17 protein-coding genes and 1 tRNA gene are annotated in these 17,321 nt (G+C 68.2%); 5 read left to right on the top strand and 13 right to left on the bottom strand.

The features are described 5' to 3' along the window. On the bottom strand, nt 1-2,265 hold a 2,265-nt coding region (locus tag Q8O26_RS13350), incomplete at its 3' end, for a hypothetical protein (protein ID WP_305576372.1). Between the two features lie 253 nt (nt 2,266-2,518). Here Q8O26_RS13350 and Q8O26_RS13345 point away from each other — a divergent pair. The 4 genes from Q8O26_RS13345 (at nt 2,519) to Q8O26_RS13330 (ending at nt 4,867) form a co-directional block, all read left to right on the top strand. Next, complete coding sequence (locus Q8O26_RS13345; protein WP_371134561.1) at nt 2,519-3,340, top strand: ion transporter; 822 nt, start codon at nt 2,519-2,521, stop codon at nt 3,338-3,340. A 110-nt stretch (nt 3,341-3,450) separates the two neighbouring features. Beyond that, nucleotides 3,451-3,825 carry a phasin gene (locus Q8O26_RS13340; protein ID WP_305576370.1) on the top strand — a complete coding sequence of 125 codons (375 nt, stop codon included), beginning with the start codon at nt 3,451-3,453 and terminating at the stop codon, nt 3,823-3,825. 174 nt (nt 3,826-3,999) lie between these two features. Further along, a complete protein-coding gene (locus Q8O26_RS13335) occupies nt 4,000-4,527 on the top strand; it encodes a phasin (protein ID WP_305576368.1) in 528 nt (175 codons plus the stop codon). Nucleotides 4,528-4,790: 263 nt separating this feature from the next. Next, nucleotides 4,791-4,867: transfer RNA gene (locus Q8O26_RS13330), tRNA-His, on the top strand. Between the two features lie 117 nt (nt 4,868-4,984). Here Q8O26_RS13330 and Q8O26_RS13325 read toward each other — a convergent pair. From Q8O26_RS13325 to Q8O26_RS13315, 3 genes are all read right to left on the bottom strand, one after another. Beyond that, on the bottom strand, nt 4,985-5,197 hold the full coding sequence (locus tag Q8O26_RS13325) for a hypothetical protein (protein WP_305576366.1): 213 nt from the start codon (nt 5,195-5,197) through the stop codon (nt 4,985-4,987). A 94-nt stretch (nt 5,198-5,291) separates the two neighbouring features. After that, on the bottom strand, nt 5,292-5,504 hold the full coding sequence (locus Q8O26_RS13320) for a hypothetical protein (protein ID WP_305576364.1): 213 nt from the start codon (nt 5,502-5,504) through the stop codon (nt 5,292-5,294). 96 nt (nt 5,505-5,600) lie between these two features. Next, nucleotides 5,601-5,813 carry a hypothetical protein gene (locus tag Q8O26_RS13315; RefSeq protein WP_305576362.1) on the bottom strand — a complete coding sequence of 71 codons (213 nt, stop codon included), beginning with the start codon at nt 5,811-5,813 and terminating at the stop codon, nt 5,601-5,603. Nucleotides 5,814-6,095: 282 nt separating this feature from the next. On the opposite strand from Q8O26_RS13315, the gene Q8O26_RS13310 reads away from it, so the two are divergent. Then, nucleotides 6,096-6,284 carry a hypothetical protein gene (locus tag Q8O26_RS13310; protein ID WP_305576360.1) on the top strand — a complete coding sequence of 63 codons (189 nt, stop codon included), beginning with the start codon at nt 6,096-6,098 and terminating at the stop codon, nt 6,282-6,284. A gap of 57 nt (nt 6,285-6,341) precedes the next feature. Here Q8O26_RS13310 and phnE (Q8O26_RS13305) read toward each other — a convergent pair whose 3' ends face one another. The 9 genes from phnE (Q8O26_RS13305) to Q8O26_RS13265 all read right to left on the bottom strand — a co-directional run bounded on the left by phnE (Q8O26_RS13305) (nt 6,342) and on the right by Q8O26_RS13265 (nt 17,283). Then, nucleotides 6,342-7,160 carry a phosphonate ABC transporter, permease protein PhnE gene (gene phnE / locus Q8O26_RS13305; protein ID WP_305576358.1) on the bottom strand — a complete coding sequence of 273 codons (819 nt, stop codon included), beginning with the start codon at nt 7,158-7,160 and terminating at the stop codon, nt 6,342-6,344. Nucleotides 7,161-7,176: 16 nt separating this feature from the next. Further along, the gene (gene phnE / locus Q8O26_RS13300) at nt 7,177-7,992 is read right to left on the bottom strand and encodes a phosphonate ABC transporter, permease protein PhnE (protein ID WP_305576356.1); all 816 of its coding nucleotides are present in this window, start codon (nt 7,990-7,992) and stop codon (nt 7,177-7,179) included. Between the two features lie 2 nt (nt 7,993-7,994). After that, on the bottom strand, nt 7,995-8,834 hold the full coding sequence (phnC, locus tag Q8O26_RS13295) for a phosphonate ABC transporter ATP-binding protein (RefSeq protein ID WP_305576354.1): 840 nt from the start codon (nt 8,832-8,834) through the stop codon (nt 7,995-7,997). 82 nt (nt 8,835-8,916) lie between these two features. Beyond that, nucleotides 8,917-9,870, bottom strand: a complete 954-nt coding sequence (gene phnD, locus Q8O26_RS13290) for a phosphate/phosphite/phosphonate ABC transporter substrate-binding protein (protein ID WP_305576352.1) — start codon at nt 9,868-9,870, stop codon at nt 8,917-8,919. A gap of 218 nt (nt 9,871-10,088) precedes the next feature. Further along, on the bottom strand, nt 10,089-11,519 hold the full coding sequence (locus tag Q8O26_RS13285; protein ID WP_305576350.1) for an aldehyde dehydrogenase family protein: 1,431 nt from the start codon (nt 11,517-11,519) through the stop codon (nt 10,089-10,091). A 210-nt stretch (nt 11,520-11,729) separates the two neighbouring features. Continuing rightward, nucleotides 11,730-12,833, bottom strand: a complete 1,104-nt coding sequence (locus Q8O26_RS13280; protein WP_305576349.1) for a TRAP transporter substrate-binding protein — start codon at nt 12,831-12,833, stop codon at nt 11,730-11,732. Between the two features lie 189 nt (nt 12,834-13,022). Beyond that, on the bottom strand, nt 13,023-13,970 hold the full coding sequence (locus Q8O26_RS13275; protein WP_305576347.1) for a copper chaperone PCu(A)C: 948 nt from the start codon (nt 13,968-13,970) through the stop codon (nt 13,023-13,025). Nucleotides 13,971-13,984: 14 nt separating this feature from the next. Next, nucleotides 13,985-15,106 (bottom strand): TonB family protein, encoded by a 1,122-nt coding sequence (locus Q8O26_RS13270; RefSeq protein ID WP_305576345.1) that lies wholly within the window; start codon nt 15,104-15,106, stop codon nt 13,985-13,987. A gap of 74 nt (nt 15,107-15,180) precedes the next feature. Next, complete coding sequence (locus Q8O26_RS13265) at nt 15,181-17,283, bottom strand: TonB-dependent receptor (protein WP_305576343.1); 2,103 nt, start codon at nt 17,281-17,283, stop codon at nt 15,181-15,183. Between the last annotated feature and the right edge of the window lie 38 nt (nt 17,284-17,321).

The raw sequence follows: 17,321 nt of genomic DNA, 5'->3' as shown, positions 1-17,321 counted from the left end.
GCCCTGGTCGGCCGGGATCGGGTCGCCGGTGCGGGCGCCGAGGGCGCGGGCGATCTCGCGGAAGGCGTTGCGCTCGCCCGGCGACAGCTGCGGGCGCTTGCTGTCCTGGCCGACGGAGGTCCTGAGCGCGACGACATTGGGCGGATTGGTGTGGACGGTCAGAACCGGGCGCGTGTCGGCCTGTGGCCGCGTCGCATCGGCATCGGAAACGGGTTCGCCGGGCTGCGCCGCCTCGGGCACCGGCGCATCGCCGGCGGCAGCCGTCGTCTCCGCTGCGGCGGCCTTCGTCGCGCCGGCTTCGGACACCTCGGTCGGCGCCACCGGGTCGACGCCTTCGACGGCAGTCGCGGCAGGCAGGGCCGCGTCGTCCTCGGAAGCGCCGATGTCCATGGCTTCCGCGGCGCCGACGGGTTCATCCGCCTCGGCAGCGACCTCGGCGTCCGCGACCAACGCGGCGGCGGCCGTCTCGGTGGTCGCGGCTTCGCCTTCGGCAGGCTGGGCGGCATCGTCCCCGGCAGTGGTCAGGTCCGGAGCTTCCGGCGCGTCGACGGGTTCATCCGCCTCGGTTGCGACGTCGGCATCCTCGTCTGACGCGGCGGCGGCCGTCTCGGTGGTCGCGGCTTCGCCTTCGGCAGGCTGGGCGGCATCGTCCCCGGCAGTGGTCAGGTCCGGAGCTTCCGGCGCGTCGACGGGTTCATCCGTCTCGGCTGCGACGTCGGCATCGTCGTCCACGGCGTCTGCGGGCAGAGAGGCGGTCCCGACATCGGCGCTTTCGGCGGTTGGTTCAGCGGCTTCAGCAGGACCGGCGACCGGCGCGTCCTGCGGCAAGGGCTCGGGAGCCGTCGCAGGAGCGACCCGCGAGGCTTCCTCGACCACCAGGCCGAAGCCCGAATAGCCATGGAAGGCGCCGTCGCGCAGCGTCGGGAAGGCGGCGAGCGTCACCGCCAGGCGACGTCCCGCATCACCCAGCGGCCAGAGAGCGGGCACGCCGCTGAAAGGTCTGAAGGCCGTCACGGCTGCCGTGAGGGCGCCGTCGGGGTCGATGCCGAAGCGGTTGGCCGCGGCTTCCAGGGTTTCGCCGGCGAGGCCGGCGACCGCGTCCGGTGCGATGGTGTGGAAGCGATAATCCCCGTCCATCCGCCAGGAGAAGCGCTGCGGCGCGGCAAGAGCGGCGTCGACCGGGTCCGGCACGGCGGCGGTTTCGGCCGGCGCGACGTCCGGTGTCGACGGGCTCTCGAGCCCGGTCGGGAGGGCCTGCCGGAGAACGTCTCGGGAGACCTCCTCGGATGCCTCGGTAGCTTCGGCGTCCGTCGTTTCATCGCCGCCAAGCTCGGCTGAGACGAGAGATGCCGCAACCCGGCCGGCAGGTTCGGCCGAAGCCGCGGGCTCCGCGATCTCCGCTGCCGGCCCGGGCGTGGAGGGCTCTGCCACGGATACCGACGGTGTGGCCTCTTCGGCGGTCTCTTCGACCGCTTCGGCCGAGACGGCGCCGTTCCCGACATCGGCAGTCGAGGGGGTGTCCACCGCGGCGGCTTCCATCGCCGCCGCGTCCGAGGCCAAGGCCGCGACCGATCCGGCGCCCCCCGCGACCAGGCGGAGACCGGTCTCCGGGACGATCTTGGCGAGCGGGTCGAGAAGGGCGACGACGATGTCGGCTTCCATCAGCGCCACGACCGACATCGGCCCGTTCACGAGGTCCACCGAGGCGCGCCCCGTGGCGCCGATGCTGTCGAAAATCGTCTCGGCGGCGGGTCCGACGAGATCGCGCAGCGGCGTCGCCGACAGGGCCGCCGCGGCGTCGCTCGCCGCCAGCGGCAAACCGGCGCGGTCGAAGGCGAGGGCGGGGACTCGCAGCGTCGCGATGAAGCCCAGCGCCGCCTCGCGTGCCGATCCGCGCCGCAGGGCTGGCAGGCGCACGGCGATCAGGCTGAGCGCGCCGGCCCTGATGCGGCAGGCTTCGGCGACGACACTTTCCGAACCGAAACGTCCCGCGATGCGCATGCGTTCGCTGCGCGGCGTGCCGTCGGCCGGCAGGGTCGGCGCCAGCCGGCCGATCTGGGCGGCGAAGGCATGGGCCGCGGGATAGTCGCGGTCGAGGGCGGCGGCGAGGCCGCTGGCGCCCATGGCGCGCGCGCCGGTCGTGTTGGCGATGACGAGGCGGCTCGCATCGGCCGTCCACAGCCACCAGGGGCCGGGTTCCGCCATCAGGCGCGCGACGTCCGGCTCCGACAGGATCGTCGACAGGCTGGGGAACGCGGATGTCATACGGTCGCTTCCGGGCAAGAGGCGGGGCATGCCGCATCCGGCACGCCGCATTGGTAAAGGATGTGTTGATGGATTGTGTCGGAACAGAGCCGAAACGTCCATGTCACGAAGGGTCTTCCCAAGCGTCAACCCTCAGTTAGGGTTAATCCAGATGCCCTGGAGGCTCGTCTGTGCCCGCGCTGCCGTGGCGGCAGTCAAGAGCCCGTGTTAGGCAGGGTTAACTCCCTCCCCAACGAGAACTCCGAACTCACCCATGATCGACAAGCTGCGCGCCCTGATCCAGCACCCGCGGTTCGAGACCGCCATCATCGTGCTCATCGTCATCAACGCCATCACCCTCGGCCTCGAGACCAGTCCCACGGTCATGGCCCAGGTCGGGGGCATTCTGCTGACGATCGACAACATCGTCCTGACCGTCTTCGTCGCCGAGATCCTCGCGCGGATCGCGGTGAAGCGCGGCGCCTTCTTCCGCGATCCGTGGAGCCTGTTCGATCTTTTCGTGGTCGCGATCGCCCTGGTTCCGGCCTCCGACAGCCTGTCGGTACTGCGCGCCCTGCGCATCCTGCGCGTCCTTCGCCTCGTCACCGCCGTGCCTGCGCTGCGACGGGTGGTCGGCGGCCTGATCTCGGCGCTGCCGGGCATGGGCTCCATCGGCCTGCTGCTCGGGCTGATCTTCTACGTCTTCGCGGTGATCGTCACGAAGCTCTACGGCGTGGCTCTGCCGGACCATTTCGGCAGCATCGGCGCCTCCGCCTACACGCTGTTCCAGGCCATGACCTTCGACGACTGGTCCGGCGGGATCGTCAAGCCGCTGGCGGAGAAGGGCTTTCCCTTCGGCTGGTTCATCATCATTACCTTCATGGTGTTGACCACCTTCATGGCATTGAACCTCTTCATCGGCGTCGTCGTCACGGCGCTCGACGCCGAGACCGATGATGGGCAGCCGAAGCTGATGCACCCGGCGACCGCCGAGGCCGAGCTCAACGCCCGCCTCGACACCATCGTCGCGGAACTCACTCTGGTGCGTGGCGAGTTGGCGCGCCTCCAGCGCCCGCCGGAGACCGGCGCGGCGTGAGATCCGGCCCTCGCCCTGAGGCGTAATCCACAACAGCTATCGCGGCAGCCCCGCGGCGGCTAAGGATGAGGCGACGCGGGCCGCGAGCGGCGCCGATTCGGGAGGTTTGCATGGCCGGCAGGACCCCTGGTGCCTATGAGATTCCGCAGGAGATGCGGGAGTTCGCCGACAAGAGCGTCGAACAGGCCCGCAAGGCCTTCGACGGTTTCGTCGGCGCGGCCCAGCGCACGGTCTCGGCCATGGACGGGTCCACCGGTGCCGTCCAGTCCAGCGCCCAGGACGTCGGCCGCAAGGCGATCGCTTTCGCCGAGACCAATGTGGCCGCCAGTTTCGACTATGCCCAGCGCCTGGTTCAGGCCCGCGACATGGCCGAGGTCATGGAGATCCAGACCCGCTTCCTGCAGGATCAGATGAAGGCGATGGAAGAACAGGCGCGCGAGCTCGGCGGCGCCCTCGCCCCGAAACCGGGAACCCGGCAGGATTGACTGCTGTCCTACGGTTTGTGCGATGCAATATATTGTTGCAATGCACCATCATTTAGACTATATCGGCGGCGTGATGGTCTGCGCTCCAAATGCGGACCGGCTCGTCGCGCCAGTTCCAGCGGGGAAGCGGCTGCGGTGACTTCCCGTTCAAGTGACCCCGCGAGGATGCCCATCATGAGCCAGGCCGCAAAAGCGCCGAAGACCGAAAAGCCGGCGACCGCCGCGCAGATTTTCCCCTTCCCGACCTTCGACCTGACGAAGTTCGAAATGCCGAAGTTCGATGGAGCTTCGTTCGATTTCGCCAAGGCCGAGGTTCCCGCCGCCATGCGCGAGGCCACCGAAAAGGCCGTGGCGCAGATCAAGGACGGCTATGCCAAGATGAAGGCCGCCGCCGAAGAGACCACCGATCTGGTCGAGGACACCTATTCGACGGCGAGCGCCGGCGTGAAGGACTTCAACCTGAAGGCCCTCGAGGCCGCCCGCTCCAACATGAACGCGGGCTTCGATCACGCCCGCGACCTGATGGGCGCCAAGTCCCTCGCTGAGGTCATCGAGCTGCAGACGGCCTATGCCCGCAAGCTGTTCGAAACCGTCCAGACCCAGGGCAAGGACCTCTCGGCCGTCGTTCAGAAGACCGCCACCGAGACCGTCGAGCCGGTCAAGGAGAAGGTCGGCAAGGTCCTGAAGACTGCCGCCATCTGAATTTGCCGCCGTCCGCGGGCGGCAGCATCACCATCCTCCCGACCGCATCCTTGCAGCTGCGGTCAAAACTTCGAGCCCGGGCCCGCGCCCGGGCTTTTTTCTATCGTGCCGGCCACCGTGGCGAAGAAAATACCTCAAATCCGTCAAGGCATTGCGAAAAATGGCCGCGCGCTGATCAAGGTCGCGTCTGGCGCCTTGCATTGCCCGGACCTTCGGACTAGGTTGCGCGCCGCTCGGGAGGTTTTCCACTTGGTCGGGCGTGTGCAGCCGTAGCTCAGTTGGTTAGAGCGCCAGATTGTGGCTCTGGAGGTCCCCCGTTCGAGCCGGGGCGGTTGTACCATTCTTCTTCATCGCACGATTTCGCGCCGTCACCGGCCCAGGGTCGGCGTCCCCACATCCGGACGCAAAAACGCCGGGGCTGAGCCCCGGCGCTTGCTGTAGTTTCAGTGAGCGGGCGTCAGAAGTTGCCCGACAGGCCCTGACGGTCGGACTGGACGTCCGCGCGCTCGACGGCGACCGGTGCCTGGTAGGCGCGACGGGCGGTGAACTCGCGCGGCGACTGAGTCTGGTACTGCGTCACGCTGTTGCGCTGCGTCGCCTCGACCTGGGCAAAGGCGGGAGCGGCGGCGAGCGGGGCCAGCAGAGCGGCGGCGAGGATGATCTTGTTCATGATGGGTCTACTTTGGGTGTGAGGCAGGCCGTTGCGGCCCTGCCGGTGGTTCAGGCGGACCGGAGCCCGCCCTGGATCTGGTAGAAGCCGGGGATCAGAAGTTGCCCGACGGGCCCTGACGGTCGGACTGGACGTCCGCGCGCTCGACGGCGACCGGTGCCTGGTAGGCGCGACGGGCGGTGAACTCGCGCGGCGACTGGGTCTGGTACTGCGTCACGCTGTTGCGCTGCGTCGCCTCGACCTGGGCAAAGGCGGGAGCTGCGGCGAGCGGGGCCAGCAGAGCGGCGGCGAGGATGATCTTGTTCATGGTGGGTCTCCTGGAGGGGGCCGGCGGGCCGTGGCGGCCCGGCCGGTGGTGTTCAGGCGGACCGGAGCCCGCCCTGGATCTGGTCGAAGCCGGGAATCAGAAGTTACCCGGCAGGCCCTGACGATTGATCTGGCCCTGCTCGCCACGGTTCAGTGCGGCGGGAACCTCGAGGACGCGACGCGAGGTGAACTCGCGCGGGATCTCGCGGGTCTGGGTGACCGCGACATTGGCCGAGGCGTCGACCTGGGCGAATGCGGGAGCAGCGGCGAGGGGAGCCAGCAGGGCGGCAGTCAGGATGAGCTTCTTCATGGTCGTTCTCCGTTCGAAACCGGGCGGGGAGGGACACGCGCCGACCGGAAGGTGTTGCTGTGTCGGCGGGATGTGTCCGCCGTCGACAACCCTGAAATGGACCTCGGCCTCATCACTTGCCAATCACGAACTTGAGAAAACGCAATAACTGATGCAGATAAACGATTGCATCATTGCACGGTCGCAATTTCGTGAGAATTGGTCGCGGCGCCGTGAACAGGATGCCCTTGCGCTGGGGCAAGGGATCGCCGGGTCCGCCGATCATCTGCCGCTGAGGTGCGGATGAACCGCCTGTGGCCGACAGCGACCTGCCGCGTGGAAAACCCCTTCGACAACCGCCCGCACGGGCCGCGCGGTTGCTGTTCGGTGGCGGACTGGGAAAACCCGGCAGGGCGGAGAAAGCCGCTGAGGTTGCGTGCGCCGGACCGTGTCGCCGCCGCCGAGGAGAAGGCCATTGCCGATGGCGCCTGACGCATAGTCGCGCCATGACGGCATCAGGAAGCTACCCGATCGCCGGTCGCCCTGGCCTCAGATGATGGCCTTGCGGACCCGTGCGGTCAGCCATTCGCTGAGCACGACCGTGCCGAGGATGATCAGCAGGATCAGCGAGACCTGCGGCCAGGCGAGCGTGTTGAGCGAGCTCTCCAGCGCGAGCCCGAGGCCGCCTGCGCCGACGAGGCCGAGCACAGTCGACTCGCGAATGTTGATGTCCCAGCGGAAGACCGCGATCGTGGCGAAGGCCGGCAGGATCTGCGGCCAGATGCCGTAGCTCATCACCTGTGCGGGATGGGCCCCGGTGGCGCGGATCGCCTCGACCTGCGTCTCGTCGATCTCCTCGATGGCCTCGTAGAGCAGCTTGCCGATGAAGCCGATCGAGCGCAGGGCGATGGCGATGATGCCGGCGAGCACGCCGGGTCCCAGCACCGCCACCAGCAGCAGACCCCAGATCAGCGCGTTGATCGAACGGGACGCCACGATGATGAACAGCACGACGGGGCGCACGAAGAGCGCGCTCGGCGTCGTGTTGCGCGCGGCGAGGAAGGCCAGAGGGGTCGCGATCACGATGGCGATCAGCGTGCCGAGCGTGGCGATATTGATCGTGTCCCAGAGCGGCTGCCACAGTCTGTCCATGTAGGACCAGCGCGGCGGCAGCATCCGGCCGAAAATGTCCTGCGCCTGGCGCGGCGCGTCGCTGACGAAGGCCCAGATCGTGTCCTGCGTCATCACGCGCCAGGACAGCACGGTGACGGCGACGAGCGCGAGCCAGGCGAACCAGCGCCAGCGGCGCTGTTCCGCCGTCAGGAGCCGCCAGCCGCGCGCCCCGTCTTCTCCCAGCAGAACCGCCATTCAGCCCATCCTCATCTCAGGCCATCCTCTTGCGGATCCAGCCCGAGGCGTATTCGCACAGCATGACGATGCCGATGATGATCAGCAGGATCGCGGCGGCGGAGTCGAACTCGTAGCGATCGAGCGCGGTGTTGAGCGTGGCGCCGATGCCGCCGGCGCCGACGATCCCGATCACCGAACTCTCGCGGAAGTTGATGTCGAACTTGTAGGCGATCAGCCCCGCCAGCCGCGGCATGACCTGCGAGGCGACCGCATAGTCGACCACCTGCCAGAAGCCACCGCCGGTCGAGCGGATCGCCTCGACCTGGCTTTCGTCGATCTCCTCGATGTCGTCGGCGATCAGCTTCGACAGGAAGCCGATGGTGGAGAGCGACAGCGTCAGGAAGCCCGCGAAGGTGCCGAAGCCGAACATGGCGACGAAAAGGATGGCGACGATGATCTCCTGGAAGGCGCGCGCCACCGCGATGATGGCCCGGCAGATGCCGTAGAGCCAGGCGGGGGCGACGTTGCGCGCCGCGCCGAGCCCGATCGGCAGGGCCAGGATCACGCCGAAGACGGTCGCGCAGACCGTCATGGTGAGGCTTTCGATCAAACCTTGCTGGATGTCGCTCCAGCGGGAGGTGAAGTCCGGCTGCAGGAAGCCCGAGAAGAGGCGCGCGGCGCGGACGATCCCTTCGGACACGCGCGCCCAGTTCACGTCGACGCTGCCGATCGCGAGCACGAGATAGAGGCCCGCGCCCAGCACGATCGCCCAGCGCAGCCATGCCCGCTTGATCAGGCGCGGGCGCGTCCAGAGGCGCGGCCCGGCGGGTGCTGCGAGCTGCGTGTCCACGTTCAGCGCACCGCCAGCGGGTCGGCGACGAGACCGGTCGCGGCCTGCGGTGTCGCGGCCGGCAGGTCGTCCTCGTCCTCGGCGTCGCCGGCCGGCTTCGACCAGTCTTCCTCGCCGTAGATGCGCGTGAGAACGTCGGAGGACAGTCCCGCGGCGGGCCCGTCATACACCACCTCGCCGGCGCGCAGGCCGATGATGCGTGGCAGGAACATCTGCGCCAGCGCCACATCGTGGATGTTCACGATCCCCGCCAACCCCCGTTCGGCACAGAGCTTCGTGATGAGTCGCATCACCTGCCGGGACGTCTTGGGGTCGAGGCTCGCGGTCGGCTCGTCGATCAGCAGCAGTTCGGGGTCCTGCGCCAGAGCCCGCGCGATCCCGACCCGCTGGCGCTGGCCGCCGGAGAGGGCATCCGCGCGCTTGTCGACATGGTCGGTGAGGCCGACCCGGTCGAGGAGCGAGAAGGCGCGCTGGATGTCGGCTTCGGGAAAGCGGCGCAGCCAGCTGGCGAAGAAGCCGACATAGCCCAGCCGGCCCGACAGCACGTTCTCCATGACCGTCAGGCGTTCGACCAGCGCGAATTCCTGGAAGATCATGCCGATGTGCCGGCGCGCCTTGCGCAGTTCCCTTCCGCCGAGATCCGTCAGGACGACGTCGCCGAGGCGGATCGAGCCGGCGGTCGGCTCGACCAGTCGGTTGACGCAGCGGATGAGGGTGGACTTGCCGGCACCGGAGGGACCGATGAGACCGACGAGCTCGCCAGGCTGAACCGTGAAGGATACGCCCCTGAGCGCCATGTCGCCGGTCTTGTAGCGCTTCTTCAGATTGTCGATCCGCAGCACCGGGCGCAAATCCTCATCAGTTACAGCGGAACCCCGCGCCGTGGCACAGCGCGGGGTAACCGGTCAGTCGATGGCCGGCTGCTCAGCGGCAGGTGTACTGGACGCCGACGGAGGCGTCGACGTCGCGCACGACCTTCCAGGCGTCGCGATAGGTGATCGGCATGAAGCGTTCACCGGCCGGAATGGTCTTGCCGAACTCCTCCGCGAGGGCCGTGCCGGCCCACGGGAAGGTGGCGAAAGCTTCGCGGATCTTGTCCTGCAGGTCGGCGCGCAGGTTGTGGGCCACTCCGTAGGCGGTGGTGGGGAAGCGGTCCGACTCGTAGATCACCCGGAATGCGTCGGCGCGGACGACGTTGCGTGCGACCATGCGCCGCGCGACTTCGCTCGCGATGGCGGCGACCGGATAGTCGCGGTTGGCCACGCCCAGCACCGAATTGTCGTGCCGGCCGGAGAAGACCGGCGTGAAGTCGCGGTTGGCCTCGAGCCTGTAGGCGTCGCGCAGCAGCGCCGAAGGCGCCTTGTAGCCGGAGTTGGAGGTCTCGGAGGTGAAGGCGATGCGCCGTCCGCGGATGTCCTCCATTTTCTCGACGCCGGAGCCGGGATGCGTGATGAACTGCATCCGGTAGCCGAAATCGCCGTCATTGGCGGCCATGATGAACAAGGGCCGGAAACCCGCGCAGTTGACGGCGAGCGGCGTCGAGCCGGTATTGAAGCCGGCCACATGGAGCCGACCGGCGCGCAACGCCTCGATCTGCGCCGCATTGGACTGCACCGGGAAGAACTGGACGCGCTTTCCGGTCACCCGGGACATGTGCTGCAGGAAGGAGTCCCAGACACGCGCATAGACCGAGGGATCCTCGACCGGGGTATAGGCGAAGATCAGCACGGCCGGATCGACCTGCTCGGCGGCGGCCGGAATGTCGGCGACCAGGTCGCCGTCGGTATCCCGGTAACGAGTATCGAGGGCGAAGGCGCTCGACAGCAAGCTGAGCGTCAGGGTCGCGCTGAGGGCGGCGGCTCGAAACAGACTTCGCATGAGAGGCTCCTGATCAGGGTACCTGGGCGACAAACAGGAACAATATGACAGTTGAGTGACACGGTTGGCCGGGTTTCGCAACGGCAGCGGCTCTGCTCTGCGGGCCTGCCGCTCGGTGCCGAGGCAAATGACCGCAGCGACCAAGCCACCAACCCCGCCAACGAAAAAAGGGCGGCCCCGGGAGGCCGCCCTTCGCCGTCAGAGAGGGTTGGCGTCGATCAGGCGGCGCCGTAGCCTACCGTGCCCTTGATCTCGAGAAATTCCTCGAGGCCGAACTCGGCATATTCGCGGCCGTTGCCCGACTGCTTGTAGCCGCCGAACGGCGCGCCGGCGTCCCAGGCGGGATAGTTGATATAGACGTTGCCCGAGCGCATCTGCGACGCGAGCTTGCGGGCCTTCTCCAGCGATCCCGACTGGACGTAGGAGGCGAGGCCATAGGGCGTATTGTTCGCCCGCTCGACGATCTCGTCCTCGCTGTCATAGGGCAGGATCGCCAGGACCGGCCCGAAGATCTCTTCCCGTGCGATGGTCATCTCGTCGGTGACGCCCGCGAAGACGGTCGGGCGCACATAATAGCCGCGGTTGAGGCCCTCGGGCCGGCCGGTGCCGCCGGTGACGACCTCGGCGCCTTCCTTGATACCGCTCTCGATAAGCTTCTGGATCTTGTTGAACTGCACCTCGCTGACGACCGGACCCATCCAGCTGTCGTCAGCCGAGGCCGGACCGACCTTCAGCTTCTCGGCGGTCTCCTTGGCGACCTGCTTGGCCTCGTCGTGCCGGGCGGCGGGGACGAACATGCGCGTCGGCGCATTACAGGACTGGCCGGAATTGCGCATCATGCCCTCGACGCCGAGCTTCACCGCCTTGGCGATGTCGGCATCGGGAAGGATGATGTTGGCCGACTTGCCGCCGAGTTCCTGGTGCACGCGCTTGACCGTGTCGGCGGCGGCCTTGGCCACCAGCACTCCGGCGCGAGTGGAGCCGGTGAAGGACACCATGTCGACGCCGGGATGGCGGGCGATGGCCTCGCCGACCGTCGGGCCGTCGCCGTTGACGAGGTTGAACACGCCTTTCGGCACGCCGGCCTCGTGCATGATCTCGGCGAAGATGATGGCGTTGATCGGTGCGATCTCGCTCGGCTTCAGCACCATGGTGCAGCCGGCGGCGAGCGCCGGGGCGACCTTGCACATGATCTGGTTGATCGGCCAGTTCCACGGCGTGATCATGCCCACGACGCCGATCGGCTCCTTGGCGATCAGGGTCGTGCCGCGCAGCTCCTCGAACTCGAAATTCTCGAGGGTCTCGATCATCTTCGACAGGTGGGCCGTGCCCATGCCGGCCTGGGCAGTGTGGGCGAGCTTCTTCGGCGCACCCATCTCGCGGGAGAGGGCGTCGGCGACATCGGCGAAGCGCCTGTTGTAGGCCTCAAGGAGCTTGCGCATCAGGGCGAGGCGCTCCGCCTTGGTGGTCTGCGAGAAGGTCTTGAAGGCTTCGCGGGCCGCCTTCACCGCCTTGTCGACATCGGCCTCGGTGCCGAGCGCGATCTGCGTGAAGGCCTCTTCCGTGGAGGGATCGATCACGTCGAGGGTCGCGCCGCCGGTCGGGGCGACCCATTCGCCGTTGATGTAGAACTTGAGGTTGTTGGACATCGTTGTCGTCCTCCGCAGGTGCAAGACGGGATCCGCAGGTCCGGCGACGGACCCGGGTCGGGCGCGCAAACTGCCACCGATCACCCGCATCGCGCCAGAGCCAAGCCGGTGTTTTCCGGCAGGGCTCCCTTTCCGGTCCGACGGGAACCAATGGAAAGGCCGCGCCCCTCGGGGGGATGCGGCCTCCTGTCGTCGGGCAGTTGGAGTGGATCAGCGGCCGGTGCGGGCGCGGGCGCGGATCATGAAGGCGTCATAGGTGAACTCGGCGACCTGCCACCACAGATACTGCTCGGACCGCGTCGCCTGCATGGCGTCGATGATCTTCTTGAAGTCGGCGTTCCGGGCACTGATCTCGCCATAGAGCTGGTTGGAGGCCGCGAAACAGGCCTCCATCACCTCCTGCGAGAAGGGACGAAGCTGGGTGCCGGCGGCCACCAGACGGCGCAGCGCCGCCGGGTTCTGCAGGTCGTACTTCGCCTGCATCACTGTGTTGGCGGTGGTGCAGGCATTGGTCAGCGCAGCCTGGTAGGACTTCGGCAGGGCATTCCACTTCTCGATATTGACCATGGCGTGGACGGTCGGGCCACCCTCCCACCAGCCGGGATAGTAGTAGAACGGCACCACCTTGTTGAAGCCGAGCTTCTCGTCGTCATAGGGGCCGACCCATTCGGCGGCGTCGATCGTGCCCTTCTCCAGCGCCGGATAGATGTCGCCGCCGGCGACCTGCTGCGGCACCACGCCGAGCCTGGAAAGGACCTGGCCGGTGATGCCGGCGATCCGCATCTTCAGCCCCTTGAGATCCTCGACCGTCTTGATCTCCTTACGGAACCAGCCGCCCATCTGGGCGCCGGTGTTGCCGGCCGGCATCGCATGGATGTTGTACTTCTTGTAGAACTCGTTGAAGAGCTCGTTGCCGCCGCCCTGGAACAGCCAGGCGTTCATCTGGCGGGCGTTGAGGCCGAAGGGCACGGCGGTGCCGATGGCGAAGGTCGGGTCCTTGCCGACATAGTAGTAGGAACAGGTGTGGCACATCTCGACCGTGTTGTTGGACACGGCATCGAGCGCCTGCAGCCCGGGAACGATCTCGCCGGCGGCGAAGGCCTGGATCTGGAACCTGTTGTCGGTGAGTTCGGCGACCTGCCTGGCGATCGTCTCGGCGCCGCCATAGATGGTGTCGAGCGACTTCGGGAAGCTCGACGTCAGGCGCCACTTGATCTCGGGCGAGGACTGCGCGACGACGGGAGCGGCGACGGCGGCGACGGCGGCAGCGGCGAGCCCGGCGCCCGAGGCAGCCAGGAAATTGCGGCGTTTCATGCGATTCCTCCAGGAATGGACGGGGCACCTTCCAAAAAAGGTGCGCCGAGGCCGGCATAAGCCGAAGGTTGGGCCGTGCTGGCAACGCCTTCCGCGCAAGGCTGCTGCTCACTAGCCTTTAGGCTAATCGGGGCATCCGGACGCCGACCGGTCCTGTGACCTGTATCCTGCGGCTTCCCGGCAGCGGCATCAGTGGTGGTGCTCTCCGCCGGGCGCTGCCCGGCCGCCGAGACCGCCGATGCGGAAGTCGAGCTCGACCTTGCCGGCCTTCTCGAAATCCAGCGTCACCTTCACGGTCTGGCCCTCCGCGAGCGGCGTCCTCAGGCCCATGAACATGACGTGCAGGCCGCCCGGCTTCAGCTCGACCGTCTGGCCCGGCGCGATGGTGAGGCCTGCCGGCAGCGCGCGCATCGTCATGACGCCGTCGCGCGTCGCCATCTCGTGGATCTCCACCCGCTCGGCGAAGGCCGCGCTGCCGCCCATCAGCCTGTCGGGGGCCGCGCCCGTATTGGTCACGGTCAGGTAGCCGCCGGCCACCCTCGCACCGCCGGGCGTCGCCCGCGACCACGGCTGGGCGATGGTCAGGCTGCCGGCCCGGACCGATGCGGCCGCCGGTTGCGCCGCCGGTGCGGCGGCGACGATGCGCAGGGCCGGGGCGGGCGCGGCGAGAGGGCCCGAACTGCCGGCGACCGGGACCTCGACCCAGCGGTTCTCGCCGGTGGCGCAGGTCTGTACGACCGGAAAGAAGATGCGGCCGGCGCCGGCCAGCGAGGCGTCGATCTGGCCGACGAAGACGAACTCGTCATAGTGCTCGTTCGGCAGCGTGCCGCCCGACCACGAGATCTCGGACACACCCTCGCGGACCTCGCGGCCGTGGTTGACATAGGCCCGCTGGTAGGGACGCACGCGCGTGGCCAGCGCCCAGCCGGGCTTCGGCTGTGGCTTCACCGAATGGACGCCCTCGGGAATGGTCACCGTCAGCCCCGTGGTCGGCTCGCGGCCGCAGCCGTGCGGCACGCGCAGGACGGCCTTGTAGGAGCCGGGGCTCGCCTCGCCGCGCTCCAGCGTGACATGGGCGACAGCGGGTGGCGCGATCGCGGCGGTAACAAGCAGGCCGGCGAGGATGGCGTGTTTCATCGGGGAAATCTCGGTCAGCGGAAGTTGATGGGAACGGTCAGGGGCATCGAGGCCGGCCCGTATTCGGCCGGCAATGGCGGGAAGGGCGCGGCGCGGCGGACCATGCCCAGCGCCGCCTGGTCGATCGCGGCATTGCCCGACGAGGCGGCGAGCCCGATCCCCGCCGCCGCGCCGGAGCGCTGGATGGAAAACCGCACCACAGCGCGGCCCTGCTGGCCCGATCCCGCCGGCTTGGCGCGGTGGAGTTGGGCCATGACGCTGCCGAGATAGCTCGGTGGTGGCGTCGCCGTGCGCGCCGAGGCCTGCGCGGTCACGCCGCGGCTTTCCGAAGCTGCCGAGACCGGGCGGGAACTCGGAGGCGGCTGGCGTCTGGGGGGCTGGCGCTCGCTCTGCTGACGCTGGACGGGCGGTCGCGCCTGGTCCAGGCGAACCGGCGGAACGGCCCGCGGCGGTACCGACTCGACCCGTGGGTTCTCGTCCTGGCGCGGCGGCGGCACCAGCTCGGCGGGCAGGGGAAGATCGGCGACCGGCGGCGGATCGATGGTGACGGTGGCCGGATCGACGGTCGGCCGTTCCGGCGGGAGCAGTTCTGCCGGCAGTGGCAGCGTTTCGGTGTGCGGCGGCGGCAGGTCGATCGGCGCCGGCTCGGCCGTCGCGACCGGCTCCGGCGGGATCAGTTCGGCGGGAAGCGGGAGGTCCTCGACCGGCGCCAGGGCGATCTCGACCGGTGGGGTCTCGACTGGCGGCGTCTCCGCGGGCGTGACCGGAGCCGCGGCCGCTGGCGGAGGCTCGCCATCGGGCTGCACCAGTTCGACCTCGACGGAGGGCTGATCGGACCGCGGCAGGGTCGGCACAGCGAAGGCGAGGAAGCCGGCGAGCGCTGCGCCGTGCAGCAGAACGGAGACGAGGTTCGTCGTCGGCGCGAGCCAGCGACTCCCCGCCCGCGGAGATTGCTCCGGCGGTACCGGAACAAGGCCCAGCGGCGGGGCGGCGCCCGCCCGTCCGGCACGGATCAGAACGGGCGGGGCCCCGCACAGCGCCGGGTCCTCTGCCGGCCGCAGCGACGGAGCGTGCGGAAACGGCCCGCCATCTGGCGGGTCGCCACGTCTCTCGCGGATGGCGCTGTCGAGCAGCATGGGCCTTCGGGGTTCAACAGTTGACGACGGCGACGGCCGGGCCCGAAGGCCCGACCGAATGTAACATCATAACGTCAGAACTTCACGCGCAGGCCGCCATAGATGCTGCGGCCCGTGCCCGGAAAGAAGGTCGAGGTCGTGGCCGCATTGTAGAGCACCACCGGTCCGAAATCGGAGATGTACCGCTTGTCGGTGATGTTGCGGATGTCGACGAAGGCCTCGCCGCCATTTGGCAGCCTTGCCGCCGCGCTGACGTTGAACAGCGCATAGCCGGGCACGCGGAACGTGTTGCGGTAGTCGACGAAGGCACCCTGCGGCACGATGTCGACCGACGGCGTGATCGAGAACCCGGCGGGATGGGCATAGGTCAGCGAGGTCCGCAGCACATGTTCCGGTGCCAGTGGCAGGCGGTTGTTGCCATAGATGGCGTCACCGACGAAGCGGAAGTCCGAATAGGTCCAGACCTGCTTGAGGGTGAGGCGATCGCCGTTGCCGGTGAGATCGCGCGCCAGATCGACGCTCGCGGCGAACTCGACGCCCTGCAACTGCGTCCGTGCGGCGTTGAAGGTGGCGGCGGGAATGCCGACACCGGTGTTGAACTGCAGCATCTGGTTGCGCAGGTCGGCGCGATAGGCCGTCGCCTCCCAGGAGAAGAGGCCGTAGCGACCGCGCGTACCGATCTCGAAAGTCGTTCCGGTCTGCGCCTTGAGCGGCACGAAGGCTGTGGTCGCCGCCGTCGTTTGCGTCAGGTCGGAGAAGTCCGGCACGTCGGAGGAGCGTGTGACATTGGCGAAGAGCTGGACGTCGCGGATCGGCTCCCACAGGAGGCCGATGCGCGGATTGACGCCGGAATAGGTGACGCCCGTGTCGACGGTGACCGGCGCGGTGTTCATGTTGAGCCGGCCGGCGAAGTCGCGCTTGGCGACATAGGCCTTGAGGCCAGCGGTCAGGGCGAACTGCGGCAGGACGAAGAACCGATTCTCGAACCAAGCCTCGTAGTTCGAGGCGACCTGACGGGCGTTCACCGTCTGGGCGCCGCGCACCGCATTGCCGACATTGACGAACTGCATCGCCTGGTTGTTGCCGGCGAACAGACGGGCGCCGACGATCAGGTCGTTCCGGTAGCCACCAAGATTGAACGAGCCGGTGAAGCGCGGCGAGATGCCGTAGGTCCAGCCGTCCTGGTCCAGCACCTGGAAGATCGGATGGTTGAGGTGCTTGTGGATCACCCAGGAGGTGATGTCGAGCTGGCCGATGTCGAACTTGATGCTCGTCACATTGGCCAAGCGCTGCACATAGGTGTTGCGGGCCTGGTCGCCGGTGACGGCCGCCGTCGCGGCCTGGCGGGGATTGGTCATGGCCGCGCCATAGGTGAGCGAGCCCGGCAGCTTCACGTCGGTATAGTAGGCTCCGAAATAGAAGCGCGTCTCCACCCGTTCGGAGATGCGCCGGCCGATATTGGCGTTGAAATGGCCAAGCGTCTGCTGCTCATGGGCGCGCCAGCCGTCGGAATGGGTCACCGTCCCCGAGGCGTGGAAGTCCCAGTCGCCCATGACGCGCGACACCGAGCCATGGCCGCGGATCGTGCCGAAGGAGCCGGCCTCGAGGCTGAAGACGTTCGGTGCCGTCGCCGTATGGGCCGTCGGCGTGACGAAATTGATGGCACCGCCGAGGGTCGAGGAACCGAAGGGCAGGGCATTGCCGCCGCGGAACACCTCGATGGCGCGCAGCGCCAACGGGTCGATCTGATAGAAGTCGCCGGAACCGTCGGCGAGATTGGTCGGGACACCGTCCTGCAGGATCTCGATGCCGCGGGTGTGGAAGGCGCGGGCGAGACCCGATCCGCGGATCGAGAGGCGCACCTCCTGGCTGTAGCGGTTCTGCACCAGGATGCCCGGCGTATCCTGCAGCACGTCGCGCAGGTTGGTCGCATAGGCATTGCGGGTGGTCTCGGCATCGATATGCGACACCGAACCGGCGGTGCTCTCGACCGCACGGCGCTGTTCGGCGATTGGCGGCGAGGTAAGCGTGCCTCCGCCCTGTCCGGATGCGGCCGGACGGCCCTCGACGGTAATGGTGGGAAGCTGGGTGGTCTGGGCCATGGCCGTGGCGATGGCGAAAGGCGAGGCGGCGGCAAGGGCGATGAGCCCGGCGCGCGGCAGGGGAAAGCGGATCATGATATGGGACTTCGACAGGAGATGACGACGGGCGCGGG

This window comes from Phreatobacter sp., from assembly GCF_030691135.1.
Taxonomy (GTDB): Bacteria; Pseudomonadota; Alphaproteobacteria; order Rhizobiales; family Phreatobacteraceae; genus Phreatobacter.
This window is presented reverse-complemented; position numbering and strand designations above follow the sequence as displayed.